The following is a 24,999-nucleotide window of genomic DNA, read 5'->3' on the forward strand; positions in this document are numbered from 1 at the left end:
TAGTTTATTTATTTGGTTTATACGAGGAGATAATATAAAAAAGTCGAATATTAAAATGATGCGAAATAATAAAAAGAAGGTACACATATGGATAGGAAATTAGGAATGTTTTTGAATACAAAATATATTGAAGTAAACGAAGGAATACAAAAAGCAAGGGAATGGGATTTAGAATATATTCAATTATATGCTATGAATCCGACTTTCAACTTAGCTAACATCTCAAAGATACAATGGAATACATTAAAAGAAAACTTATCTTTTAATGAGATTCAAGTCCCGTCATTAGCAATTAGCTTCGGAGAAAATGGAATAATAGGAACTGAAGCTGAATGTGTAATAGAGAGTTTTAAATATATTACTGATAAAGGGTTAAGGTTAGGAGCTAACATAGTAACAGCCCATATTGGGAAAATCCCTGATGATGAAAATAGTGAGTACTATGATAAAATGCTACGTGTTTGTAATGAAATAGGGGACTTAGCGTTCAGATTTGGAGGATTCTTCGCCATTGAGACGGGATCTGAAAAAGCAATAGTATTAAAACGATTTTTAGAAACTGCAAACTCGAAAGGACTAGCTGTTAACTTTGACCCAGCAAATTTAATAAGTGATGTAAATGAAAATCCGGGAGAAGGTTTATTACTATTAAAAGATTATATAGTGCAAACTCATATTAAAGATTGTACAAAGGTGAAAAGCGATAGTTCAAGTAAGTATATTGAAGTCGCAGCAGGGAATGGTGAAGTAGATTTCGATATATTCTTCAAAGTATTAGATAAAATTGGATTCGACGGATATAACATGATTGAAAGAAATGATTATTTTGATGAACTGGATGGGATGAGTCAGTCGATAAATTTTGCAAAGAAGTACATACCAACTCAAAAGGAATAACGATAGTATTTGTAGAAAGCTACATAGAATATAAAAACCATTAGGGGGAAATGTAATGATCCATAAAGTAGGACAAATTATGTTATATGTAAATAATCAAGATGAGGCAGTAAATTTTTGGACGGAAAAGGTAGGGTTTCATGTAGTAGCAGAGGAAGATAACAAGCAAGGAATGAGATGGATTGAAATTGCTCCGACTAACGGTGCAGAAACGAGCATTATATTACATAATAAAGAAGTTATTTCTAAAATGAGCCCAGAATTGAATCTTGGTACACCGTCCTTAATGTTCTTCTCAGAAAATCTTGATCAATTATATACAGATTTAACAAACAAAAATGTTACTGTTGGAGAAATGGTAACTATGCCTTCTGGTAAAGTGTTTAACTTTGCTGATAGCGAAGGGAATTATTTTGCGGTTATGGAGAAGAACCAATAATAATATTGCTATGTGAAAATCCCCCTCAAATATATTTGAGGGGGATTAAATTTTTGAAGTGGATTTTTCATTAGAGAGTTGTTTAATAAAAAATACTCCTTTTTCAATCGCTGTCTCAATATAGCCAACGATTTGGTCAAACGTAAATACTTGTAAGTCTTCATGCAAATGTTGCTTTGGATACAACATATCTTCAAAAAGATACTTTCGAAAAGCTAAAACGTTTTCTTTAGAAACCTCTTCAATATCCACAATGTGAGCCTCTTGATTGAGAAGAGAGAAAAGCTGTTGTTCTTGATCGTAATGATGAAGCAACTTTGCATTTAACAATTTAAAATCGTTATAGTACAGGGGTGCGATAGTTTCGTCATTCTCTATTCTATTTTTTAGCCAAGGTAGAAAAAATCCACTTAGCCAATTATCATCGGCAATGAGATGGGTATAATAGCCTAAAATAAATGGGGAATCTATATGTGATTCATATTTATGAAAAAATGAATCATAATCTATTCTTCTCGTATAGTTCTTCGTTGTACCGGCATAAAAATGTGAGGTTCCTTTTTCTTTTTTTGAATGAACAGCATCAGGGGCTACAGCTCCAAGTAAGAAAGAAGTCTTATCGTGAATAGATAGTTTCTCAGCAATACCGTTAGCGATAATAACATGCATAATTCGTGATCCCATGAATGCCACCTCTGTTTCCAGTATTCATTTCAGGAAGAGGACTGAACAGTTAGTATTACTTTCCCTGTACTTTTTCTACTTTCGACCCATTCATGTGCTTTCCCTGCATCTTGAAGTGGAAAAGATTTCGTAGCCTTAATTTGTAAACGTCCGTCACGCAAATAACGGAAAACTTCATTTGCAGTTTCTTGGAGCAGTTCAGGACGCTTTTTTCGTGTGGTTCCAAAGCTAAAACCGAGTATAGAGCGGCAACTTGCATGTAAATCTTTCGTTTGAAAGTTACCAATTTCACCGCTAGCATTACCGAAATGAACGAGGCGACCGTAATAAGCAAGGCAGTTTAAACTTCTTTCAGAAACCGTTCCAGAAATAGAGTCTAAAATTACATCAACCCCTTCACCATTTGTCAGTTCATTGACTTTCTCTACAAAATCTTCATCTTGATGACAAATAACATAATCAGCTCCAGCATCTAAAGCAATTTCTTTTTTTGCTTCACTTCCGACAGTGCCTATAACTGTTCCAGCCTCTAATAGTTTAGCAAGTTGAATAGCAGTAGTGCCAATTCCGCCAGCAGCCGCATGAATGAGTACAGATTCACCTTGTTGAAGCCTTGCAACATTTGCGAGTAAATTATAGCTTGTAAAAGATACGATTGGACAAGCGGCTGCAGTTTGAAAGTCAACTTCATGGGGTAATACGAAAGTAAGATTTTCATTTGCAACAACGTATTCTGCGTAAGATCCATTTTGAGGAAAAGCAATGACACGTTGTCCAGGGTGAATATTTTTCACATGAGAACCGACACGTTCTACAATACCAGTGGCATCTATACCTGGAATAAAAGGTAGTGCTTTATTTCCTTTTTTGCCATAACGTGATTTAATATCAGCGAAATTTACACTAGTAGCAACTACGCGAATTAAAACTTGATCTTCTGAAATAGCCGGTATATCAAAATCTGTATATTTCATCACTTCAGGACCACCGAACGACGTTACAACGATAGCTTTCATTATATGTCCTCCTAAATTTGACTATATAAATTATTTTAAATCTTTATCAGAAATTGGAAAATTATATAATAGTTATGTGTGGTTATAAGTGAAGCTTATGAACTCAGTGGATCATTATATTAATTTATATAAAAAACTTTTTCGGAAAAATCGAACGAAATATGAATTACCTGCCAATATATAGTGTAAGACAAAGGAGGGCTGGAATATGAAGGGTGAAATAGATTACGCACATTTAATTCAATTAACTTTATCAGGCAATAAAGAAGCGTATAGCGAATTGTATGATGTAACGATTCAAGAAGTATATAAAACAGCACATTTTTTAATTGAAGATAAAACGGATGTAGATGATGTCATTCAAGAAGTATACATACAGCTATATGAATCGCTTCGTAAATATGATAGCGAGAAGCCATTTCGCCCTTGGCTAATTGGGCTTGCGATTAAACAAATTCATTCTTATAGAAGAAAGAGGTGGATGCGACTACGAATTATAAAAAAAGCAGAAGAGCAAAGAAAGCCAGTGCAAATTGATTTTTCTAACGATGTTGTAAGTAAAATATCAAACCAAAAACTAATCGAACTCATTCATAAATTACCGTATAAATTGAAACAAGTTATTATCTTAAGATACTTACACGATTATTCACAAGAAGAAGTAGCACAAATATTACATATTCCAATCGGTACAGTGAAATCTAGAATTCATGCGGCATTAAAGAAACTACGTCAAAAAGAGCAAGTAGAAGAAATTTTTTTAGGAGAGGTAGGGAATGTGAAATGAGTTTAGATTGTAGAGTTAGGGAATCTATACAAGAAGAAGCAAAGGGTATTGTTGCCCCGCCGGATTTAAAAGAAAAAGTAATCGTGCAAATAAAAATGAAGCACGGCGGGAGTAAGAGGAAGAAACGCCTTATCGCAGGAGTACTTGCAGCAGCTCTTTTAATCCCGACGACAGGTTTTGCGTACCAATCTATTATGGCGGATGGTATATATGGATCTTTTGAGAATTTAAAAAAACATGCCGGAGCAATGACATTAGAAACGTATATGCGTTTTAATGCAAAATTATCAGAAGCGAAAGATGAAATGGGTGCGAAGGAATATGAAGAGTTTACAAAAGAACTGAAAAAATTAACTAATGCAAAGCTTGCGTACGGAGATTCGAATGGTAATATAGATTATGATGGATTATCACCAGCAAAAAGAGAAGAAATGAAAAAGGTAAGTATGGGCCTTCAACCATACTTTGATAAATTAAATGGTCATAAATCTAGTAAAGAAGTATTAACGCAAGAAGAGTTTGATCGCTATATGGAAGCTTTAATGACACATGAAATAGTACGAGTGAAGATAAAATCAACTGGTGCAATAAAAATAGAAGAAGTACCTGAGGCGTACAAAGAAAGATTTATTAAAGCGGAGCAGTTTATGGAGTATGTAGATGAAAAGGTGAGATAAGTAAAAAAACTCAAAGCTTTAGCTTTGAGCTTTCTTTATTAAAAGAAAATAGAGCATTCAATTATATTTTTTCATCGTTGCATTGTCCTTTTGTATAAAACAATCTAAAAGGGAATAACCAGCTATTAAACTAATAATCGTAACAAAAGTTGTATTTATTAGAATAATATTAACTAAATAAGGTAGGTATTCGGCAAGTGGTGAAAAGAGTAGTGCTGGGGAAAAGGAAATGAATAGTGTAGGCACTGTAATAGCAATAAATTTATCCGGTTGAAAGCTCCAGTTTTGTTTACTCGTTTCGCGATTAATAGATTGAAGGAATCGTAATAAAATGCCAACTATAAGAGGGAAGAGTGTAAAGTAGAATAATCTTGGATAAACGTTAAAGTTCACTTGCGTGTCTGTATCTAAATAAAATTGAATTTTTACTCCTACAAATAATAATAAGACGATAAATAATGTGAAGCAGAGGTATAGCATCAATTTTTGCATTATATTCCACCATCCTTTACTCAAAATATATTCAAAAAAAGAAGAGATATACAATAACTACTGTTGTATATCTCTTCTTTTACTGTTAGTTAATAGTGGAGTTTGCTTTTTCTTGCTTCGTGAAATAATCAATAATGCCCATTGCGCTAATTTCTATATCTAAATGTAAAATATTATAAACGGAATGATCTGATGGAACGTTTAACTTTGTAAGATGAGAAGAGATTTTATCCATTAACAAAGTTTGTAAAGCTTTAGTCGCTTCATCGAAATCATTATACTTGTCAAAGACTTCCTTACCAGTCTGAACGAAAATAGGTAGCCAATGTTCCAATTGATTGTATACTTCTGTAACATGAGAGGATGCGCCGTAATGACCGAAATAAATAGTATCTACATTCATGCTTTGAATGTGATTTTTAGAAGCAATCATCGCATCTGGTTGGAATTGTGAAGGGGACGTTGATGGTAGATATAACTCTACATCAACGTCTGCGAGTTCTCTATAATAAATTCCAATTGTATCGCCAGTAAAAATCCCGTTTGTTAATGAATCGTGAATGCTAATATGGTGCTTCGCATGTCCTGGTGTATCATAAAATGTAAGGGTGCGGTCTTTTGCAATTTTTAACGTATCACCATGTTGTACAATATGAACACGTTCTTCTTCAATTGGAAGAATTGGGTCAAAGAGTTTATCGAAATCTTCTTTATAGACAGCTTTTGCACCTAAAATAAGTTTTGTTGGATCAATCATATGACGAGCACCACGAGAATGCACATATAACGTAGCATTTGGACACTGTTCCATCATTAAACCAGCTGCGCCAGCGTGATCTAAATGCACATGTGTAACGATAATGTTTTTAACATCGTTTAAATCAATATGTAATTGTTGTAAGCCGTCTAAAATATACGGAAGAGAAGGGGCTGCACAAGTTTCAATTAAAGTAATATCGTCACCTAATAAAACGTACGTACCTGTTCGTTCATTATGCTGTAAATCGAAATCATCAATAAGATATAGGTGAGAAGATAATTGCTCTACTTTTTTCATAGTTACCACTCCTTATATACTGCATGTTTTTATTATACGCTAAAATAGAAAAAAGGCAGAAAACGAAGCTCGTCTTCTGCCTTTTTGTAATATTATTATTTCGTTTGTTGTTTATTAATAGACATAATGAACAGTCCAACAATCCCGCCTACTAATGGAAGCATAATCTCTCCTGCTAAATTAAAGTAGGAGCTTAAGAATAAACCATTTACATCGATTACCCAGCCAGTAACATACAATAACATCATATATAGTACGAAATAAAACTCGCGATTTGAAATCGTTTCATGTTGTGCAGTTTTCATAATGAACACCATCCTTTTCTTTTATAATGGAATATAAACTGTCACATTTTGTTCACATTTCAATTGTAAAACTTTCCATCATAAAAGTCTAGTAGTTTGTGTCGAATTTTCGAACAGAAATAAAGCGCTATCATTACAACTTATAAGTACGTAATAAGAGCTGTATATTCACGAATGTAGTATAGTATAAACATAGAATGATAGTGAAGAGAGGGGCAAAGACAATGACAGTTTATGATTTTTCAGCTAAAACAATTACAGGTGAAGAAAAATCGTTAAAAGATTACAAAGGAAAAGCACTTCTTATTGTCAATGTAGCTAGCAAATGTGGTTTCACACCACAATATAAAGGATTACAAGAGGTATATGATAAATATAAAGACCAAGGACTCGAAATACTCGGATTTCCTTGTAACCAATTCGGGGGACAAGAACCAGGTACAGAAGCGGACATTACTAGTTTTTGTGAATTAAACTACGGTGTAAACTTCCCGATGTTTGCAAAGGTTGATGTGAAAGGTGATAAGGCTCATCCTTTATATACATACATGACAGAACAAGCACCAGGTTTACTCGGTATGAAAGCAGTGAAATGGAATTTTACGAAGTTTTTAATCGGAAAAGACGGGAAAGTAGTAGGGCGTTTTGCGCCGCAGACGAAGCCGGTAGATTTAGAAGTTGAGATTGAGAAGGTACTTGGAGAATAATTAGGAGTTTCACTTTATTAAAAAACGTCTCAAAGAACAATGTAGTTCTTTGAGACGTTTTCTTTAAACTCACATTTTCAAGATTAAATAACTGTATCAAAGCCATCTGATTTAGGCAGAGAAGCTGCTTTTTTCATAAGCACTTCCCATAAGTGTACAGATTTCTTCCATTCTTCTGCAGCCTGCTCCTGTTTATACATAGCGTTCTCATAACTGGCAGTAAGTTGTTGCATATCGGCCGAGTTGTAAAGTGTATCGATATGGAGAGCGTATTCTCGGAATGTTTGACTTTCACTCCGTGGTATGCCAATTCTCGCAAATTGTTTTAAAAGTGCACCGTAAGCTTTTTGATAAACAGCATCATTTTTTCGGTATTTATAGAAATGAATAATAAGAAATGTCATCCATTTCATTCTAGTGGTGAAGAGAATGTATCCTATAATACTAATTAGTATCGTAGAGAGGAATACGTACCACCAAGAAAAACTAGTTTTAGAATTTGTGACCTTTTTAGTAGAAGCTTCTTCTATATTTTCTATTAAACTTTTAAGTTTTGCTTTATTATTTCGTTGTTGTATTTGCTCGTTATTAGAATTATTTGCTTCGCTATTTTGTGAAATAGGAGCAGGCGTATTATTTATAAAATTATAGGGATTAGTAAATCCTTTTGTCGGTTCGAATGGAATCCATCCGTATTCTGGGAAATATACTTCGACCCAAGAGTGTGCGTTATCGTTCGTGATTGTATAAACATCCTCACCTTCTGCAGAGGCAAGTGTATTGTCAAGAGTTCCTTCTGTATAGCCTTTCACCCAGCGAGCTGGAATCCCGGCAGAACGAAGTAGTACAATCATAGACGTCGAAAAATTATTACAGTAGCCGCTTTTTGTATCGAAAAGGAATTGATCTACATAATCTTGGCTTTTGGCAGGGAATGAGACATTCGTTGATTCGTATGTAAAAGAGTTGTCTGTGAAGTAATTTTCAATAGCTAATACTTTATCATATCGGTTGTCTTTATCATTTGTAAGATTGATAGCCAAGTCTTTTACGCGCTGTGGTAATGACTCGGGAAGTTGTGTGTACTTTGTCATAAAATAAGGATTTGTTTCTTGACCTTCATTTGTTTTTACAGCTTTCAAGTTTTTTATGGAAAACTCAGGGATCTCATATGTTACTTTATACGAATGTAAAGTAGTAGAAGAGTCTCCATTCATTGTATAAATTTTTTCTGAAAACGGGTCAACACTGTATGATACATCAGAAGAAGCCTTAACTGATACTAATCCTGCTGGATAGGTAAGGTGAGGGTAACTTTTTTGCATGGTAATTGTTGCCTCAGTCGTTTCCGTTTTTGTATTTTGTTCGTACCAGCTTACGACGTCGTTTTTATTTTTAAAAGAAACCTTTTTCGGATTTTCAGAAACCTCCCAGCCTTTTCCGGTATAAAAATCTTTCGTTTCGACTCTCCAATATTGTTTGTTTTGCGTTCGTGCTGTGAAAACAATTGTAGGATCCGCCTTAAAAGGACCACCTAATCGTGAGTCATCTAAACCATACCCAATTGTAGAAACTTTTTTTTCTTTACTTGCTTCAGATGTGTTGAATTTTAAAAAATCCATTGGGTTTGGCCATTGAGGGCCAAATTTTGGAGCAAAGTATGCGATGGTTGCTAATAATACAATAAATATTGTAAGTGGTCTAAGTAATTTAGAGATTTCCCTAGCATAATTTTGTAAGTGTTCACGCTCTTTTATTCGTTCTACTTGAAGAAGACTAAGCATAAAAAATCCGATGACAACAGTTCGAATAATAGCGTAGTTTGCATTGTATAAATGTAAGTTATGAAAAGTTGCGATATAAATAATAGTCAATACAAGAAATAGAAACCCATGTTTTTTATGAATAATCCAAAATGAAGTGAAAGAACTCAAAAACCAAAATGAGAGAAAAAATAAAACCGTCGGAAAAACTGGAGAAATATCTAGTAAATTCCCTTGGAAAAATAGGGAGGAATTTCGAGACATATCAGAAAAGAATGTTGTTAGCCAAGATGGATTTATAAAAGCATTTTTATAATATAGGGAATGAATGATAAATAGGACTGTGACAATTTTTATTGGAATCTGCCACCTCGTCTGAAAAAAAGAGAGAGCGAAGCAAATTCCTATAAATGTTACGAAAATATCTAATCTACCTACATTTGTAATACCTATAAGAGGTCTTAGCCATTCTAGTAAAAGAAGAAATACACATGCATGCATAAAGAATCTGTTCGTATCCCACTTGTATTTTGTTTGTAATGTTATCATTTGCTCACCTCAAAAAACACGTTTGTATACCGGTTTTCATAAACCGTGTTTACAAATATTTGTCGTTTTTTTAGAGTTTCTAGTATACTGATTTCTCGGTGTGAAAGTTGATTCGCTTTTTCTTTCACGACAAAAACCATACATTTTCTATTTTTTATAGCAGCACAATCAGCCGCCTTTTGAATATCGGGAGAAAGATTACTGGTCACGAGTATAACCGTGACGGGCTCATAAATTTTTCTTAGTTCCATGTCTACACTCTGGGAGAGCGGGAATACACTGTCTGCTTGCACTTTTGCTAAATGACAAAGGATTTGTTGTAACTGCGTATCTCCATTGTCTAAAGGGAAAATAGTTTGTTCTTTTCCGATAGACACGAATGATGCTGGTGAATTTTGTTTCAAGACAGCCCTTACGATAGAGGCAGTAAATGTGACGACTGATTCGAATAGAGGAGACTCGGTTCTGTCTATGAATATCATGACATTATGGCTGCGCTGTTGTTCAAACTCTTTTGTCATAATATTGTTTGTTCGTGCAGTTGCTTTCCAATCAATCCATGAAAAGCGATCACCAGGTTTATAGTCTCTGACACCGACAGAGATTGTAGAGTCTTTTGCTGAATTTATATTTGCTGAAAGCGCTCCTTGTTCGAAATGATTTTCCAATTGTCGATATGCTATATCTACATACTGGGGATAGACTAAAAATGTATCTGGAACTGAAAAAGTTACTTCTTTCTCTATCATGCCGAATAAATCGCCAGTTTTGACACGAACGCTTGAAAAAGTGTGCTCGCCTCTAGGGATTGTGTCAATAACATATTGAAACGAAATATTTCGTTTCAATCCTGGGAAGAGTACTACCTTATTCATCTTTGTTTGTTTACAACTTATAAATTGTGGTGGCAGTTCATCTTCTATAACTAAATAAAGTAAGGGAAAAGGAAATTTTCTTTTTATTGTAATCATGCTTACAAATTGTTCTCCTACTACATATCCATTCTGGTTTGTTATTCGCTTTACTTCAGCGTCCCGTAAAGCGTAGAAGGGGAGTAGTAGCGAATAAAGAGCAATGGGAATTATGCTGTAAAACAAAAACCAACTGACAAACCCGCCTTGAAACATAGCGTACATAAATGTTAAGACTAGGCATAAAGGGAGTAGCAATAACTTCATAACGTGATATAGCGCTCGCAGCATTCGTTTCATCAAGGGTTCATCGTCCTTTGAGTAGGCACGGTAGTTCGTGCAACGATTTTTGCGATAACTTGTTCGCCAGTTATTCCTTCAAATTTTGCTTCCATTTTTAGAATGAGTCTATGTGCTAAAACGTAAGGAGCTAAAAATTTAACATCGTCTGGAATAACATAATTCCTGCCATGGATAAATGCATAAGCTTGTGAAGCTTTCATTAAAGCAATCGAGCCACGTGGACTTGCACCTAACTGTATAGAACTGTACGTACGAGTCTTATTAACAAGCTTTACAATGTAATGCTTAATTGCTTTGTCCATACTTACTACCTGTACGCTTTGTTGTAAATAAAGTAAATCTTCTATTGTAGTAATGGTTTGTAATTGAGAGAGTGGATTTGTTTTTTCCATCCGGTTTAAAATTTCAAATTCTTCCTCTGGTGTAGGATATCCCATTTTTAGTTTCAATAAGAAACGATCGAGCTGAGCTTCTGGTAGAGAATATGTTCCTTCATATTCGACTGGATTTTGTGTAGCCATGACAAAGAACGGCTTTGGTAAAGGTCTTGTAATACCATCTATTGTAATATTGCCTTCTTCCATACATTCAAGTAAAGCAGATTGTGTCTTTGGAGATGTACGATTAATTTCATCAGCAAGTACAAAATTCCCCATAATTGGTCCAGGCTTGAACTCAAATTGGAGCTCTTTCGGATTATAAATAGAAACTCCTGTTACATCTGACGGCAATAAATCAGGTGTAAATTGAATTCGCTTATAATCAGCATCAATGGATTTAGAAAGAGCACGTACTAGCATTGTTTTTCCGACACCAGGAACATCTTCTAATAGCACATGACCTTCAGCTAAGAGAGCTGTCAAAGCTAAGATTGTTTCTTTTCGTTTTCCGACCATTATTTTTTCAATATTATTGATTATTTTTTCTACAGTGGGATGTAATGAATCAAGCTGGGGCATCGTAATCCTCCTAATGTTATTATCGTTTTCTAATCAATTTAGTGGACATATTTCTAATTCTATATGTAGATAGTAAAGGTCTACCTTAAATTCTAAGAATATTCAGATTATTTATTTCGATTACATCTAGTATAATTGTTTCCGTAACTAAGGGCAATACAGTAAATAATGATTTGTAGTTTTATGTAAAATCAGACTCGATATAAAATAATAACATTGGGAAAAATTTTTTTACATACAATTTATACTCTTTTCCTTATGGCAGTTTTGAAATAATATCAAAACTCTTTTTCTTTTGCAAAATAGTCGATACCTCAAAATAGCATTCTCCTAATAATTAAGATTAACCATAATCTTCACAACGGAACACAAGATTTTCTCACAAACTTATTTTCTACTGAATTTTTGACAATCTCTTGAACTGTGCGAAATGTCACATCTGTATTTTACAACCTCTCTTATAGTAAGGGTATGTAAGAGAGACGTATTAAAGGAGTGAACAGTATGAAGAAAAAAACTTCAGCACTAATGAGACGTTTAAAATATTTTTCACCAATAGATCGTTATAACGATAATCATACACAAGAAACATATGAAGATCGCGAATGGGAAAATGTGTACAGAAAGCGTTGGCAGCATGATAAAGTAATTCGTTCTACACACGGCGTGAACTGTACTGGTTCATGTAGCTGGAATATATATGTGAAAGATGGAATTGTAACTTGGGAAGGGCAGGAGCTTAACTATCCGACTACAGGTCCTGATATGCCAGATTTTGAACCGCGAGGATGCCCACGTGGAGCAAGTTTTTCTTGGTACATTTATAGTCCACTTCGTGTGAAATACCCGTATGTACGTGGTGTTCTTTGGAATATGTGGCAAGAAGAATTGCAAAATAACGAGTCACCATTAGAGGCTTGGAAAAGCATTGTGGAAAACCGTGAAAAGGCACGTACGTATAAGCAGGCGCGTGGTAAAGGGGGATTCATTCGTGCGAATTGGGATGAAGTGTTACAACTCGTTTCAGCTTCATTACTGTACACAGTAATGAAATACGGTCCAGACCGAAATGTTGGCTTTTCACCAATTCCAGCTATGTCGATGCTAAGTCATGCTGCTGGTAGTCGCTTTATGCAACTTATGGGTGGACCGATGCTTAGCTTCTATGATTGGTATGCGGATTTACCACCAGCTTCTCCTCAAATTTGGGGTGATCAAACAGATGTACCAGAAAGTAGTGACTGGTATAACTCTGGTTACATTATGACATGGGGTTCAAATGTACCAATGACGAGAACACCAGATGCACACTTTTTAGCAGAGGTTCGATATAAAGGAACGAAAGTTGTTTCTGTCAGTCCTGATTTCGCTGAATCAACAAAGTTTGCGGATGATTGGATTAGTGTGAAACAAGGTACAGACGGTGCACTTGCGATGGCAATGGGGCACGTAATCTTACAAGAATTTTACGTAGATAATCAAGTGGAATATTTCACAAAGTATGCGAAGCAATATACTGATTTTCCTTTCTTTGTCACATTGAAACAAAAAGGAGATCAATTCGTTGCTGATCGGTTCTTAAATGCTTCTGATATTGGACGAGAAACGAAGTTAGGGGAATGGAAACCTGTTCTTTGGAACGAGAATACGAATGATTTTGCAACACCTCACGGCACAATGGGGTCACGTTGGGATAATGAAAAGAAATGGAACTTGCGTTTAGAAGATGAAGAAACAGGTGAAAAGATTGATCCACGTCTTTCTTTACTTGGAATGGAAGAAGCGATTGGAACTGTACAAATTCCGTACTTCTCTGATGATGGAAACAAAGTATTAGAACGTACGATTCCAGTGAAAAAGGTTATGACAGAAGAGGGCGAAATGTTCGTTACAACTGTATACGACTTAACGTTAGCAAATTACGGTGTGAACAGAGGGCTTGGCGGACAAGAACCGAAAGACTTCAATGATGATATGCCGTTTACACCTGCATGGCAAGAGAAAATGACAGGAGTAAAACGTGAGCTTATTATTCAAATCGCTCGTGAGTTCGCACAAAATGCTGTTGATACGAATGGTCGCTCAATGATAATTGTTGGAGCAGGTATTAACCATTGGTTTAACTCTGATACGATTTATCGCGCCGTTTTAAATCTTGTTCTTCTCGTTGGAGCACAAGGTGTAAACGGCGGTGGTTGGGCTCATTATGTTGGTCAAGAAAAATTAAGACCAGCAGAAGGATGGCAAACAATCGCGATGGCAAAAGATTGGCAAGGGCCGCCAAAATTACAAAACGGTACATCTTTCTTCTATTTCGTAACAGATCAATGGCGTTATGAAGATACACCTGTTGGACATTTAGCATCTCCAGTTGAAGGCAACTCTCGTTATCAACATCACGGTGATTACAACGTATTAGCTGCACGACTTGGCTGGTTACCTTCTTATCCAACATTCGAGAAAAATGGAATTGAATTATATAAAGAGGCTGTTGCTGCTGGTGCAACAAAGCAAGAAGAAATCGGAAAATATGTTGCACAAAAATTAAAAGAAAAAGAACTGAAATTTGCGATTGAAGATCCAGATAACAAAAACAACTTCCCGCGCAACTTATTCGTATGGCGTGCGAATTTAATTTCGAGTTCTGGTAAAGGACATGAATATTTCTTAAAACATTTATTAGGTACAACAAACGGGTTAATGAATGACGACAGTGATTCATTACGACCAGAAGAAATAAAGTGGCATGAAGAAGCGCCAGAAGGAAAGCTTGATTTACTCATTAATTTAGATTTCCGTATGGCTGGAACAGCACTGTATTCTGATATCGTCTTACCTGCTTCAACTTGGTACGAAAAACACGATTTGAGCAGTACAGATATGCATCCATTTGTACATCCATTTAATCCGGCAATCGGTTCACCGTGGGAAGCGCGCTCTGACTGGGATATTTTCACTTCACTTTCTAAAGCTGTGTCAGATTTAGCGAAGAAAATTGATCTTGAACCAATGAAAGAAGTTGTTGCAACACCACTTCTTCATGATACACCGCAAGAATTAGCGCAACCACTTGGCAAGATTAAAGATTGGAGTAAAGGTGAATGTGAACCAATCCCGGGTAAAACGATGCCACAAATTCATGTTGTCGAAAGAGATTATAAAACGATTTATGACAAAATGACTGCGCTTGGACCGAATGTCGGAAAACAACCGATTGGTACGAAAGGGATCTCTTGGTCTGCGGAAAAAGAATATGAGCAATTAAAGAGCAAATTAGGAGTTGTTCGAACGGATTCTATCGCGAAAGATTGCCCAGACATAAAAGAAGCAATCAATGCTGCTGAAGCGGTATTAACACTATCTTCTACAACAAACGGTCATATGGCAGTAAAAGCATGGGAAGCACTTGAAAAACAAACAGATCTAAAATTACGTGATTTAGCAGAAGAACGTGAAGAGGAATGCTTCACATTCGAACAAATTACAGCACAGCCGAAAACAGTAATTACTTCTCCAGCATTTACAGGTTCAGAAAAAGGTGGACGCCGTTACTCACCGTTTACAACAAATGTGGAACGTCTTATCCCTTGGAGAACGATAACTGGTCGACAATCTTTCTACTTAGACCATGACATGATGAAAGAATTTGGTGAAACGATGGCAACATTTAAACCAATTCTGCAACATAAACCGTTCCGTAAATCACGGCCCGAAGTAGAAGGGAAAGAGATTACACTAAACTATTTAACACCGCATAATAAGTGGTCGATTCATAGTATGTACTTCGATTCATTACCGATGTTAACGCTATTTAGAGGTGGTCCAACTGTTTGGATGAATAAAGAGGACGCTGCTGAAGCGGGTGTTGCAGATAATGATTGGATTGAGTGCTTTAATCGTAACGGTGTTGTTGTAGCGCGTGCTGTTGTAACGCATCGTATACCGAGAGGAATGGCATTTATGCACCATGCGCAAGATCGTCACATTAACGTACCTGGTACGAAATTAACAAGTAACCGCGGGGGAACGCATAATAGTCCAACTCGAATTCACGTAAAACCGACACATATGATTGGTGGATACGGTCAATTAAGTTATGGATTTAACTATTATGGTCCGACTGGGAACCAGCGCGATTTAAACGTTGTAATTCGCAAACTGAAGGAGGTAGATTGGCTTGAAGATTAAAGCACAAGTCGGAATGGTAATGAACCTAGATAAATGCATCGGCTGCCATACTTGTAGCGTAACGTGCAAAAACACCTGGACAAATCGTCCAGGTGCTGAATATATGTATTTCAATAACGTAGAAACAAAACCTGGAATTGGTTATCCGAAACAATGGGAAGATCAGGATAAATATAAAGGCGGCTGGGAATTGAAAAATGGTGAAATTCAGCTGAAATCTGGTTCGAAAATGAAGCGTCTTATGAACATTTTCCACAATCCAGATCAACCAACAATTGATGATTACTTTGAACCTTGGAATTATGATTATGAAACATTAACAAATAGCCCACAGCGTAAGCATCAACCAGTTGCTCGTCCGAAATCAGCAATTACAGGCGAATTTATCGACAAAATTGAATGGGGTCCAAACTGGGAGGACGATTTAGCAGGCGGACATATAACAGGATTGCAAGATCCGAACGTAAAGAAAATGGAAGAAGAAATTAAAACTGATTTTGAAAACGTCTTTATGATGTATTTACCACGCATATGCGAACATTGTATGAATCCATCGTGCGTATCATCTTGTCCATCTGGTGCAATGTATAAACGTGAAGAAGACGGGATTGTACTTGTGGATCAAAATGCATGTCGTGCTTGGAGATTCTGCGTATCATCTTGCCCATATAAAAAAGTGTATTTTAACTGGCAAACGAATAAAGCTGAAAAATGTACAATGTGCTTCCCACGTATTGAAGCTGGTATGCCAACAATTTGTTCAGAAACATGTGTAGGACGTATCAGGTATATTGGGGTAATGCTATATGACGCTGATAAAGTAAAAGAAGCAGCTTCTGTTGAAGACGAAAAAGATTTATATGAATCTCAGCTTACTGTTTTCCTAGATCCAAATGATCCAGAAATAGCAGCTGAGGCGAAAAAACAAGGCATTCCTGAAGAATGGATTAAAGCGGCACAACAGTCACCAATCTATAAAATGATTATCGATTGGAAAATTGCTCTGCCTCTTCATCCAGAGTATCGTACAATGCCGATGGTTTGGTATATTCCGCCGCTTAGCCCAATTATGAATATGGTGGAAGGGAAAGGCAGTAACTGGCAAGCAGAAGAGATTTTCCCTGCTATCGATAATATGCGTATTCCAATTCAATATTTAGCGAATTTACTCACTGCAGGAGATGAATCACACATTCGTCTTACATTAAAGAAAATGGCTGTTATGCGAACGCATATGAGAGCGCTGCAAATTAATAAAGAGCCAAATGAAGCTGTATTAAAAGAACTTGGTTTAACAAAACAGGATGTAGAAGATATGTATCGTCTTCTTGCTATTGCGAAATATAAAGATCGCTTCGTCATTCCAGGCACTCACCGTGAACAAGTGGCAGATTTATATAGCGAACAAGGAAGCTGTGGTTTATCATTCGCAGGTGGTCCAGGCTCTTGTATGACAATTTCTTAAATAAAGGAGGCAGAAAATGATGAAACAAAGTTTACAAACTGCTTTTTCTTGTTCTTCTTTTCTTCTCTCCTATCCTGAACTAGGGTGGAGAGAAGCTGTAACTGAATTGCAAGAAGAGATTGAAACGATAGAAAAGGAAGAAGTTAAAGCATCACTTACAGCCTTTATAAAACAAGCGCTAAATAAAACGAATGATCAACTCATTGATAGTTACGTATATACATTCGATTTTGGTAAGAAAACAAATATGTATCTTACTTATATGAACACTGGTGAACAAAGAGAAAGAGGTATTGAATTACTGGAGTTAAAACAGCATTATAAAAAATCTGGTTTTGAAGTAACAGATAAAGAACTACCTGATTATTTACCGCTATTGCTTGAGTTTTTTGCAAATGCAAATGAGATAGACAGTGAACCAATTATGAGTAAATACAAGGAGAACATCCAAGCATTACACGTTCAGTTAAAAGAAGCAGGTAGTATGTATGAACCAATTCTTGCGGCTGTTCTACTCGCTATCGATACATGGGGTGTACAGACAAATTAGAAAGGAGAGTTGTTAAAATGATGGATCAATTTCTATGGGTATTGTTTCCCTATATCATTTTTGCAATCTTTATCGGTGGACATATTTTTAGATACAACTATGATCAATTTGGATGGACATCAAAATCTAGTGAACTATTAGAAAAGAAAATGCTCCGAATCGGAAGTCTATTATTCCACTTTGGGATTATGTTCGTAATTGGCGGTCATGTTATGGGGATATTAATTCCAGAAGCTGTATACAGTTCGATAGGTATTTCTGAGCATACGTATCACATAATGGCAATTAGTTTCGGGCTTCCGGCAGGTGTTGCTTCTATCATCGGTTTAATTATATTAACGTACCGCCGCGTAACTGTAAAACGTATCATTGCAACGAGCACAAAGGGAGATTATATTGCGCTTATTTTATTACTTATCGTAATGTTAGCAGGACTTTCTTCAACATTTTTAAATATCGATTCAAAAGGATTTGATTATCGTACAACAATTGGCCCTTGGTTCCGAAGTCTCTTTATTTTCCAACCGAAAGTTGAATATATGACGGAAGTACCAGTATGGTTTAAAATTCATATTCTTGCAGGGATGGGTTTATTCGCAGTGTGGCCATTTACAAGACTAGTACATGTATTTAGTGCCCCAATTAAATATGTAAGCCGTAGTTATGTAATTTACAGAAGACGTATTCCTAATGAGTTGAAAAAATAATACTGCTGTAAACGGATAGGAGTTAGCAGCTAAAACGAAACGAGGTCTCATATGGCAGGCCTCGTTTTTGTTTACATAGGAAATAATCGTTAATAAGTAGTTTAAATTGAAAAAAGATTAGCATCTAAATAAGATGCTAATCAATGCTACAAACAGAAGCAGAGCAATCTTCACAAGCAATTTCACATTTTAAAAATTGTAAATCGTGGATTGTAATCTTTCCTTTATGAATCGAAATTGTACCTTGCTTTTTTAATTCATTTAACATTCGATTTACACTTTCACGTGAAGTTGCACAGAAATTAGCAAGTTCTTGATTTGTTAATGGTAAATCGATGAGAATCCCATTTTCTTTTAATACACCGTAACTATTTGTCATTCGTATAAGAGTAGAGTACAGGGCACCTTTTTTGCCGTGTAATACTAAATCTCGGAACTTCGTTTGCATTCTTCTTAAATGTTCACTAATCCATTTCATAAATTCAAATACAAGTGCTGGTTTTTGGAGTAATGCTTTTTCTAACGCTTCACGCTTTATAACTCCTACTTCAACATCTTCAAGGCATTTTGAATTTAATAAGTATTTCGCATTGTCCGTGAATAATGTTAGTTCTCCAATAATGTCATATTCCGAACAAATTCGAAGTGTCAATTCTTGTCCGTCAGCACTTAATTTACTAATTTGTACTTTTCCTGAGTGGATGATATAGAGCTCTGTTGCCTCCATACCTTCTTGAAAAATAAAACTACCTTTTTTAATTTGCATTTTATATTCAACAGATGCAAGTAATTCTTTTAAATCTTGAGATAATGTCATACTGTTTGCCACAGTGATCACCTTTCTTCTTATAAGCAATACATTTCCTATTTTGAGTGTAAGTATGATGAAAATGCAAGAGCTATTTTAAAAATAAATTGAAATTTCAATGACCGTAAGGGGAAGAAATCTTCAGTTTTTAGTTTGAAAAATTCAATAGACAAAGTGGATGAGATTAAAGATGTGAACAAAATTCGAACGGATTTGTGAAGAATTTTTGAATGGGGAAAGTAATGTGAGAAAAGTCACATTGAATATGTAGCTTCTTTTTTATAATGAAGGCAAATAAAAAAATTGAAAGCTTACTAAGGATTGCAGCAGAAAAGAAGGGATATAGATGCATGAGAACATGAAAGATTCTTTAGAACGGCCACTTCAAGATTTACGTATTTCAGTTATTGATCGTTGTAATTTTAGGTGTACATACTGTATGCCTGCTGAAGTGTTCGGACCTGATTACGCTTTTTTAAAGGAAGAGCTTTTATTAACGTTCGATGAAATAGAAAGATTAGCGAGATTATTTATAAGTATGGGAATCAATAAAATTAGGCTTACTGGCGGTGAACCTTTATTGCGTAAAGACTTACCGACGTTAATTGCAAGACTTGCAAAGCTAGAAGGCTTAAAAGATATTGGGCTCACAACAAACGGAATTCATTTAGCAAAACAAGCTAAGGTGCTAAAAGGCGCAGGATTAAAGCGAGTAAATATTAGTTTAGATGCAATAGAGGATCATGTCTTCCAAAAAATTAATGGAAGAAATGTAAGCACAAAACCTGTATTGAAAGGAATTGAAGCAGCGAAGGCTGCTGGATTAGAAGTAAAGGTAAATATGGTCGTAAAAAAAGAAATGAATGATAGTCAAATTCTTCATATGGCTCGTTATTTTAAAGAACAAGAAATTCAGCTCCGTTTTATAGAGTTTATGGATGTGGGCAGTACGAACGGATGGAACTTTGAACAAGTTATTACGAAGGAACAATTAATAGAGAAGATTAATCGTGTATATCCGATTGAGCCTGTTAAACCTCGTTACTTTGGAGAGGTTGCGAAAATGTATCGATATGTAGGGAGCGATGCAGAAGTTGGATTTATTACTTCTGTTTCTGAGTCATTTTGTTCTTCTTGTACGAGAGCCCGTATTTCGGCAGACGGTAAGTTTTTTACATGTTTATTTGGAACAAAAGGAACGGATTTGCGAACGCTTCTTCGAGAAAATATTTCTGACGCCTCACTATTAAAAATTTTACAACATACATGGCGATATAGAACAGATCGATATTCAGATGAAAGAACAGTTGAAAGTACAAGTAAACGTCCAAAAGTTGAAATGTCTTACATTGGTGGATAGTGAAAGGCGGAGTTCTTATGCAAGAGCGTTATGCAAGGCAAGTGTTGTTTTCTAGAATTGGTAAAATGGGACAAAGGAAAATAAGAAAGAAACATGTGCTCCTAATCGGTGCGGGTGCACTAGGAGCTGCGAATGCGGAAGCACTCGTTAGGATGGGAATTGGGAAATTGACAATTGCTGATCGTGACTATGTTGAATGGAGTAATTTACAGCGGCAACAGTTATATACAGAAGAAGATGCACAGCAGTGTAAACCAAAAGCAATTGCAGCGGCACAACATGTAAGAAAGATTAATTCTGATGTGGAAATTGTACCAGTTGTAACGGACGTCACAATGCAAGAAATGGAAGAGTTAACGAAAGAAGTGGATCTCATATTGGATGCGACTGACAACTTTGATACGCGTCTACTTATAAATGACATTTCACAAAAAGAAAATATACCTTGGATATATGGTGGATGCATTGGAAGTTACGGTGTAACGTACACAATTCTTCCAGGAAAAACACCATGTTTTCGCTGCTTAATGGATCATCCTATGGGCGGTGCAACATGTGATACAGCGGGAATTATTCAGCCAACTGTACAAATGGTCGTTGCTCACCAAGTGACAGAAGCAATGAAAATATTGGTGGATGATTTCGAGGCACTAAGAGGAACAATGTTATCATTTGATATTTGGAACAATCAATTTCTCTCATTAAAAGTAAATAAACAGAAAAAAAGTACATGTCCATCTTGCGGAAATACACGTACGTATCCAAGTTTAACATTTGAAGCGCAGATGAAAACGGAAGTATTATGCGGACGGAATACAGTCCAAATCCGTCCAGGAATAAAGAGAGTTCTAAATTTAAACGAAATCAAAAAAGGATTACAAAAAATTGTACATGTCCAAAAAACGCCGTACTTACTAGCATTTCTAATTGATGAATATCGTTTCGTTTTATTTACAGACGGTAGGGCATTTATTCATGGGACAAATGATGTGAAAATAGCAAAACGATTGTACGCAAAATATATAGGCTGAATAGAAAGTGAGTTTCACTTTCCAAAAACGAGGTGAAAAAGAATGGTATTAAAACGTATACCAATTCCAGTAGCAGAAGCAGTTGCTCGTGTAATGAAATATGCCTACCAAGGTGAAATGGAAAAGGTTTCTCTTATAGAAAGCTACGGTAGAACACTTGGAGAAGATGTTATTGCAGATCATGATGTTCCGCATTTTGATCGCTCTCCGTACGACGGGTTTGCGATTCGAGCGGAAGATACGAAAGAAGCGAGTAATAGTAACCCCATTCAGTTTGAAGTGATTGGTGAAATTGGAGCAGGATTTGTTTTTACAGAAGAAGTGAAAGCATTTCAAGCTGTCCGTATTATGACAGGAGCCGCAATTCCGAGAGGGTGTAATGCGGTTGTTATGTTAGAACTAACGGCAGGATTTGAAAAAAACGAAAAGACTTATATGACATTAAAACGATCTTTCTCTTCTGGTGATAACATTTCTTTTAAAGGTGAAGATGTAAAACAAAATAGCATTCTTGTGAAAAAAGGGACTGTTATTAATCCTGGAGTAGCAGCGCTTCTTGCTACGTTTGGTTATAGTTTCGTACATGTTATAAAACAACCAGTGATTGGAATTGTAACGACGGGTAGCGAACTGCTTGAAGTACATGAACAATTAAAGCCAGGGAAGATTCGAAATAGTAACTCCTATATGGTAGCTGTTCAAATTGAACGAGCAGGGGGGATTGTACAGTATTATGGGCAATTCGCTGACGATTTTGAGACGTGTTATAACACTGTAAAAAAGGCGATAAAAGAAGTAGATATATTAATTACAACTGGTGGTGTTTCAGTAGGAGACTATGACTATTTACCTGCCATCTATGAGAGATTACGAGCTAATGTACTTTTTGACAAAATAGCGATGCGACCAGGAAGTGTGACAACTGTAGCTGAGGTAGAAGGAAAATTACTATTTGGTCTATCTGGTAATCCTTCTGCTTGTTATGTCGGTTGTGAATTATATGTTCGACCAGTCATTGGAAAATACTTGCATAGGGAAGATTCGCACATATATCGTGCAGAGGCAATTTTACAAAAAGACTTTCCGAAAGCAAACCCATTTACTCGTTTTGTAAGAGGGCGAGTAGAAATTATAGATGGTCAATTACAAGTTACACCAGTTGGTTTAGATAAATCTAGCGCAATTTCTTCACTTGCAGAAGCGAATGCATTTATCGTTTTACCAGGGGGAACGAGAGGATTTGAAGCTGGAATTACTGTTTCGGTACTGTTATTAGAATCAAACAACGGAAGTGAGTGGCCGTGGGAAGAACCGCTTCGATCATACAAGTAATAGAAAAAGGGATTGCTAACTTATATAAGGATCAGAGGTGCAAGATGACATATACGTATTATGAAGTAATTGATACACCTATTTCAATTGAGGAAGTTACAAACAAAGTAATTCGTCGTGAGTGTGGCGCAGTTACTACTTTCGTTGGTACTGTTAGAGAATTTACAAAAGGGCGTCGTACACTTTGTTTAGAGTATGTAGCTTATAAGACAATGGCGGAGAAACAGCTTGAGAGAATTAGCATTGAAGTAGGAGAGAAGTGGCCGGGGACATATGTCGCTATTACACATCGCATTGGTACATTACAAATTTCTGATCTTGCTGTCATTGTCGCTGTGTCTACACCACATCGGAAAGCGGCCTATGAGGCGAATGAATATATTATGGAGCGCATAAAACAAATTGTTCCTATTTGGAAAAAAGAGTTTTGGGAAGATGGAGAGTGGTGGATAGGTGATCAGTTAGAGAAAACAGCATATGGTAATGGCGAGCCTGGAAAGGAGATGAGAATATGATTGAAGTACTATTATTTGCACATTTGCAAGAAGGAGCAAGTAAGCCGGCTTTGCATATAGACTATGAAAATATTACAGTTGCGGAATTAAAGGAAGTCCTCACTAAGAAATACAACATAGCAATTTCAAACGAGATTATGGTCGCGATAAATGAAGAATACGCAAATGAGGATGACATCATCCAAATTGGTGATGTCGTAGCAATGATTCCGCCAGTAAGTGGTGGTTGATTCTTTTCAGCCTAATGATGTTAGGACGTGATTGGGCTGGAGAGAATGAATTTAACTATGCATACATAGGAGGGAACAGGATGAAAAGTCCTAATTTTCAATTAAGTTTACAAACTTCTAATCTAATTATCGGTTTTATGGTATGGGTCATTTTATCATCATTAATGCCTTATATTAAAGCGGATATTCCATTAACTGCGGGACAAATTTCTATGGTCACAGCAGTACCTGTTATTTTAGGCTCTATTCTTCGCATTCCAATTGGTTATTGGACAAATCGTTTCGGAGCAAGAAAATTATTCTATATTAGTTTTATTCTATTATTATTTCCTGTTTTTTATATTAGTGTTGCCAATTCTATGATGGATTTAATTATTGGTGGATTATTTGTAGGAATCGGTGGTGCTGTATTCTCTGTAGGAGTAACTTCTTTACCAAAATACTTTCCGAAAGAGAGTCACGGTTTTGTAAATGGTATTTACGGTGTCGGTAACGCCGGAACAGCAATTACTTCGTTTTTAGCACCTGTCATTGCAACTTCAGTTGGCTGGAGAACGACAGTACAATGTTATTTAGTTTTACTTGCAGTGTTTGCACTTATGAACTTTTTATTAGGTGATCGTAAAGAGAAAAAAGTGAATACACCACTAATGGAACAAATAAAAGGTGTATATAAAAATGAGAAACTTTGGTTTTTATGTATCTTTTACTTTTTAACTTTCGGATCATTTGTCGCATTTACCGTATACTTACCAAACTTTTTAGTATCTCATTTCGGATTAGAGAAAGTAGATGTAGGTATGCGGACAGCCGGATTCATCGTACTCGCAACAATTATGCGTCCGATTGGTGGTTGGCTCGGTGATAAGTTTAATCCATTTAAAATATTAATCTTCGTATTTATCGGTTTAACACTATCAGGTATTATTTTATCATTTATGCCTAGTATGAACGTGTATACATTTGGTTGCTTACTAGTAGCATTTTGTGCAGGGATTGGTAATGGTACAATCTTCAAACTCGTTCCAATGTATTTCTCAGAACAAGCTGGTATTGTAAATGGTCTCGTATCAGCTTTAGGTGGACTAGGAGGATTCTTCCCACCGCTAATTTTAACATTACTATTCCAATTAACAGGTCATTATGCAATTGGATTTATGGCACTATCAGAAGTCGCACTTGCTTGTTTAATCATTACAGTATGGATGTATAGCCAAGAGAAATTGTTAGTGATGTTAAAGAATCATTAATAAGGAAAAAGAACCAT

24 protein-coding genes are annotated in these 24,999 nt (G+C 35.9%); 15 read left to right on the forward strand and 9 right to left on the reverse strand.

The window, feature by feature from the left end:
• Positions 1-87 precede the first annotated feature (87 nt).
• Complete coding sequence (locus ACTFRU_RS13490) at positions 88-897, forward strand: sugar phosphate isomerase/epimerase family protein (protein WP_033695484.1); 810 nt, start codon at positions 88-90, stop codon at positions 895-897.
• A 55-nt stretch (positions 898-952) separates the two neighbouring features.
• On the forward strand, positions 953-1,336 hold the full coding sequence (locus ACTFRU_RS13495; protein WP_000581478.1) for a VOC family protein: 384 nt from the start codon (positions 953-955) through the stop codon (positions 1,334-1,336).
• Positions 1,337-1,381: 45 nt separating this feature from the next.
• Here the strand turns inward: ACTFRU_RS13495 and ACTFRU_RS13500 are convergent, their stop codons facing one another.
• Together ACTFRU_RS13500 and ACTFRU_RS13505 are read right to left on the reverse strand one after the other, a co-directional pair.
• Positions 1,382-2,020, reverse strand: a complete 639-nt coding sequence (locus tag ACTFRU_RS13500) for a zinc dependent phospholipase C family protein (protein ID WP_033695483.1) — start codon at positions 2,018-2,020, stop codon at positions 1,382-1,384.
• Between the two features lie 29 nt (positions 2,021-2,049).
• Entirely contained in the window at positions 2,050-3,036 is a 987-nt protein-coding gene (locus ACTFRU_RS13505) for a quinone oxidoreductase family protein (RefSeq protein ID WP_079004323.1), read from the reverse strand.
• A 208-nt stretch (positions 3,037-3,244) separates the two neighbouring features.
• On the opposite strand from ACTFRU_RS13505, the gene ACTFRU_RS13510 reads away from it, so the two are divergent.
• Positions 3,245-3,823 carry a sigma-70 family RNA polymerase sigma factor gene (locus tag ACTFRU_RS13510; RefSeq protein WP_163093488.1) on the forward strand — a complete coding sequence of 193 codons (579 nt, stop codon included), beginning with the start codon at positions 3,245-3,247 and terminating at the stop codon, positions 3,821-3,823.
• On the forward strand, positions 3,820-4,500 hold the full coding sequence (locus ACTFRU_RS13515) for a DUF3600 domain-containing protein (RefSeq protein WP_000050672.1): 681 nt from the start codon (positions 3,820-3,822) through the stop codon (positions 4,498-4,500). The genes ACTFRU_RS13510 and ACTFRU_RS13515 overlap by 4 nt, the downstream gene beginning before the upstream one ends.
• Before the next feature lie 57 nt (positions 4,501-4,557).
• On the opposite strand, the gene ACTFRU_RS13520 is transcribed toward ACTFRU_RS13515, so the two are convergent.
• From ACTFRU_RS13520 to ACTFRU_RS13530, 3 genes are all read right to left on the reverse strand, one after another.
• Positions 4,558-4,992: a hypothetical protein gene (locus ACTFRU_RS13520; protein WP_137050296.1), complete on the reverse strand. Its 435-nt coding sequence runs from the start codon at positions 4,990-4,992 to the stop codon at positions 4,558-4,560.
• An 85-nt stretch (positions 4,993-5,077) separates the two neighbouring features.
• Entirely contained in the window at positions 5,078-6,049 is a 972-nt protein-coding gene (locus tag ACTFRU_RS13525; protein WP_000754975.1) for an MBL fold metallo-hydrolase, read from the reverse strand.
• A gap of 95 nt (positions 6,050-6,144) precedes the next feature.
• Positions 6,145-6,354, reverse strand: a complete 210-nt coding sequence (locus ACTFRU_RS13530) for a DUF3925 domain-containing protein (RefSeq protein WP_000844984.1) — start codon at positions 6,352-6,354, stop codon at positions 6,145-6,147.
• Between the two features lie 224 nt (positions 6,355-6,578).
• Here ACTFRU_RS13530 and bsaA point away from each other — a divergent pair, with 224 nt between their 5' ends.
• Entirely contained in the window at positions 6,579-7,061 is a 483-nt protein-coding gene (bsaA, locus tag ACTFRU_RS13535) for a glutathione peroxidase (protein WP_000219440.1), read from the forward strand.
• A gap of 83 nt (positions 7,062-7,144) precedes the next feature.
• On the opposite strand, the gene ACTFRU_RS13540 is transcribed toward bsaA, so the two are convergent.
• The 3 genes from ACTFRU_RS13540 to ACTFRU_RS13550 are packed head-to-tail and all read right to left on the reverse strand — an operon-like array spanning position 7,145 to position 11,546.
• Complete coding sequence (locus ACTFRU_RS13540; protein WP_440037687.1) at positions 7,145-9,373, reverse strand: transglutaminase TgpA family protein; 2,229 nt, start codon at positions 9,371-9,373, stop codon at positions 7,145-7,147.
• Positions 9,370-10,584 carry a DUF58 domain-containing protein gene (locus tag ACTFRU_RS13545; RefSeq protein WP_440037688.1) on the reverse strand — a complete coding sequence of 405 codons (1,215 nt, stop codon included), beginning with the start codon at positions 10,582-10,584 and terminating at the stop codon, positions 9,370-9,372. The genes ACTFRU_RS13540 and ACTFRU_RS13545 overlap by 4 nt, the downstream gene beginning before the upstream one ends.
• On the reverse strand, positions 10,584-11,546 hold the full coding sequence (locus tag ACTFRU_RS13550; RefSeq protein WP_326036055.1) for a MoxR family ATPase: 963 nt from the start codon (positions 11,544-11,546) through the stop codon (positions 10,584-10,586). The genes ACTFRU_RS13545 and ACTFRU_RS13550 overlap by 1 nt, the downstream gene beginning before the upstream one ends.
• A 504-nt stretch (positions 11,547-12,050) precedes the next feature.
• Here ACTFRU_RS13550 and ACTFRU_RS13555 point away from each other — a divergent pair.
• From ACTFRU_RS13555 to narI, 4 genes are read left to right on the forward strand one after another with little or no spacing between them, the layout of a single operon-like run.
• Positions 12,051-15,734, forward strand: a complete 3,684-nt coding sequence (locus ACTFRU_RS13555) for a nitrate reductase subunit alpha (protein WP_088362698.1) — start codon at positions 12,051-12,053, stop codon at positions 15,732-15,734.
• Entirely contained in the window at positions 15,724-17,199 is a 1,476-nt protein-coding gene (gene narH, locus ACTFRU_RS13560) for a nitrate reductase subunit beta (RefSeq protein WP_000692658.1), read from the forward strand. The genes ACTFRU_RS13555 and narH overlap by 11 nt, the downstream gene beginning before the upstream one ends.
• Before the next feature lie 19 nt (positions 17,200-17,218).
• On the forward strand, positions 17,219-17,749 hold the full coding sequence (gene narJ / locus ACTFRU_RS13565; protein ID WP_016122390.1) for a nitrate reductase molybdenum cofactor assembly chaperone: 531 nt from the start codon (positions 17,219-17,221) through the stop codon (positions 17,747-17,749).
• 17 nt (positions 17,750-17,766) lie between these two features.
• The gene (gene narI, locus ACTFRU_RS13570; RefSeq protein WP_440037689.1) at positions 17,767-18,456 is read left to right on the forward strand and encodes a respiratory nitrate reductase subunit gamma; all 690 of its coding nucleotides are present in this window, start codon (positions 17,767-17,769) and stop codon (positions 18,454-18,456) included.
• Between the two features lie 136 nt (positions 18,457-18,592).
• Here narI and ACTFRU_RS13575 read toward each other — a convergent pair whose 3' ends face one another.
• Positions 18,593-19,285, reverse strand: coding sequence for a Crp/Fnr family transcriptional regulator (locus ACTFRU_RS13575; protein WP_000013866.1), 693 nt, complete (start codon positions 19,283-19,285; stop codon positions 18,593-18,595).
• A 325-nt stretch (positions 19,286-19,610) separates the two neighbouring features.
• On the opposite strand from ACTFRU_RS13575, the gene moaA reads away from it, so the two are divergent.
• The 6 genes from moaA to narK all read left to right on the forward strand — a co-directional run bounded on the left by moaA (position 19,611) and on the right by narK (position 24,982).
• Positions 19,611-20,624: a GTP 3',8-cyclase MoaA gene (moaA, locus tag ACTFRU_RS13580; protein ID WP_086389022.1), complete on the forward strand. Its 1,014-nt coding sequence runs from the start codon at positions 19,611-19,613 to the stop codon at positions 20,622-20,624.
• Between the two features lie 17 nt (positions 20,625-20,641).
• Complete coding sequence (locus tag ACTFRU_RS13585) at positions 20,642-21,655, forward strand: molybdopterin-synthase adenylyltransferase MoeB (RefSeq protein WP_049107460.1); 1,014 nt, start codon at positions 20,642-20,644, stop codon at positions 21,653-21,655.
• Between the two features lie 42 nt (positions 21,656-21,697).
• Positions 21,698-22,987, forward strand: a complete 1,290-nt coding sequence (locus ACTFRU_RS13590; protein ID WP_440037690.1) for a molybdopterin molybdotransferase MoeA — start codon at positions 21,698-21,700, stop codon at positions 22,985-22,987.
• Between the two features lie 44 nt (positions 22,988-23,031).
• Positions 23,032-23,502 (forward strand): molybdenum cofactor biosynthesis protein MoaE, encoded by a 471-nt coding sequence (locus ACTFRU_RS13595; protein ID WP_440037691.1) that lies wholly within the window; start codon positions 23,032-23,034, stop codon positions 23,500-23,502.
• Complete coding sequence (gene moaD, locus ACTFRU_RS13600; protein WP_000573692.1) at positions 23,499-23,732, forward strand: molybdopterin converting factor subunit 1; 234 nt, start codon at positions 23,499-23,501, stop codon at positions 23,730-23,732. Before ACTFRU_RS13595 ends, moaD begins: the two co-directional genes overlap by 4 nt.
• Positions 23,733-23,812: 80 nt before the next feature.
• The gene (gene narK / locus ACTFRU_RS13605) at positions 23,813-24,982 is read left to right on the forward strand and encodes a nitrate transporter NarK (RefSeq protein ID WP_440037692.1); all 1,170 of its coding nucleotides are present in this window, start codon (positions 23,813-23,815) and stop codon (positions 24,980-24,982) included.
• Positions 24,983-24,999 lie beyond the last annotated feature (17 nt).

The organism is Bacillus cereus group sp. MYBK220-1 (assembly GCF_051916445.1).
GTDB classification, from domain to species: domain Bacteria; phylum Bacillota; class Bacilli; order Bacillales; family Bacillaceae_G; genus Bacillus_A; species Bacillus_A cereus.

What these genes read in the sequence shown, in the direction of transcription:
- ACTFRU_RS13515 (WP_000050672.1), top strand. Translation starts at nt 3,820, where the DNA reads ATGAGTTTAGATTGTAGAGTTAGGGAATCTATACAAGAAGAAGCAAAG.
- ACTFRU_RS13585 (WP_049107460.1), top strand. Translation starts at nt 20,642, where the DNA reads ATGCAAGAGCGTTATGCAAGGCAAGTGTTGTTTTCTAGAATTGGTAAA.
- narJ (WP_016122390.1), top strand. Translation starts at nt 17,219, where the DNA reads ATGAAACAAAGTTTACAAACTGCTTTTTCTTGTTCTTCTTTTCTTCTC.
- moaD (WP_000573692.1), top strand. Translation starts at nt 23,499, where the DNA reads ATGATTGAAGTACTATTATTTGCACATTTGCAAGAAGGAGCAAGTAAG.
- narI (WP_440037689.1), top strand. Translation starts at nt 17,767, where the DNA reads ATGATGGATCAATTTCTATGGGTATTGTTTCCCTATATCATTTTTGCA.
- ACTFRU_RS13510 (WP_163093488.1), top strand. Translation starts at nt 3,245, where the DNA reads ATGAAGGGTGAAATAGATTACGCACATTTAATTCAATTAACTTTATCA.
- ACTFRU_RS13505 (WP_079004323.1), bottom strand. Translation starts at nt 3,036, where the DNA reads ATGAAAGCTATCGTTGTAACGTCGTTCGGTGGTCCTGAAGTGATGAAA.
- ACTFRU_RS13500 (WP_033695483.1), bottom strand. Translation starts at nt 2,020, where the DNA reads ATGGGATCACGAATTATGCATGTTATTATCGCTAACGGTATTGCTGAG.
- ACTFRU_RS13525 (WP_000754975.1), bottom strand. Translation starts at nt 6,049, where the DNA reads ATGAAAAAAGTAGAGCAATTATCTTCTCACCTATATCTTATTGATGAT.
- ACTFRU_RS13545 (WP_440037688.1), bottom strand. Translation starts at nt 10,584, where the DNA reads ATGAAACGAATGCTGCGAGCGCTATATCACGTTATGAAGTTATTGCTA.
- narK (WP_440037692.1), top strand. Translation starts at nt 23,813, where the DNA reads ATGAAAAGTCCTAATTTTCAATTAAGTTTACAAACTTCTAATCTAATT.
- ACTFRU_RS13550 (WP_326036055.1), bottom strand. Translation starts at nt 11,546, where the DNA reads ATGCCCCAGCTTGATTCATTACATCCCACTGTAGAAAAAATAATCAAT.
- ACTFRU_RS13495 (WP_000581478.1), top strand. Translation starts at nt 953, where the DNA reads ATGATCCATAAAGTAGGACAAATTATGTTATATGTAAATAATCAAGAT.
- ACTFRU_RS13530 (WP_000844984.1), bottom strand. Translation starts at nt 6,354, where the DNA reads ATGAAAACTGCACAACATGAAACGATTTCAAATCGCGAGTTTTATTTC.
- bsaA (WP_000219440.1), top strand. Translation starts at nt 6,579, where the DNA reads ATGACAGTTTATGATTTTTCAGCTAAAACAATTACAGGTGAAGAAAAA.
- ACTFRU_RS13520 (WP_137050296.1), bottom strand. Translation starts at nt 4,992, where the DNA reads ATGCAAAAATTGATGCTATACCTCTGCTTCACATTATTTATCGTCTTA.
- ACTFRU_RS13490 (WP_033695484.1), top strand. Translation starts at nt 88, where the DNA reads ATGGATAGGAAATTAGGAATGTTTTTGAATACAAAATATATTGAAGTA.
- ACTFRU_RS13595 (WP_440037691.1), top strand. Translation starts at nt 23,032, where the DNA reads ATGACATATACGTATTATGAAGTAATTGATACACCTATTTCAATTGAG.
- ACTFRU_RS13590 (WP_440037690.1), top strand. Translation starts at nt 21,698, where the DNA reads ATGGTATTAAAACGTATACCAATTCCAGTAGCAGAAGCAGTTGCTCGT.
- ACTFRU_RS13540 (WP_440037687.1), bottom strand. Translation starts at nt 9,373, where the DNA reads ATGATAACATTACAAACAAAATACAAGTGGGATACGAACAGATTCTTT.
- ACTFRU_RS13555 (WP_088362698.1), top strand. Translation starts at nt 12,051, where the DNA reads ATGAAGAAAAAAACTTCAGCACTAATGAGACGTTTAAAATATTTTTCA.
- moaA (WP_086389022.1), top strand. Translation starts at nt 19,611, where the DNA reads ATGCATGAGAACATGAAAGATTCTTTAGAACGGCCACTTCAAGATTTA.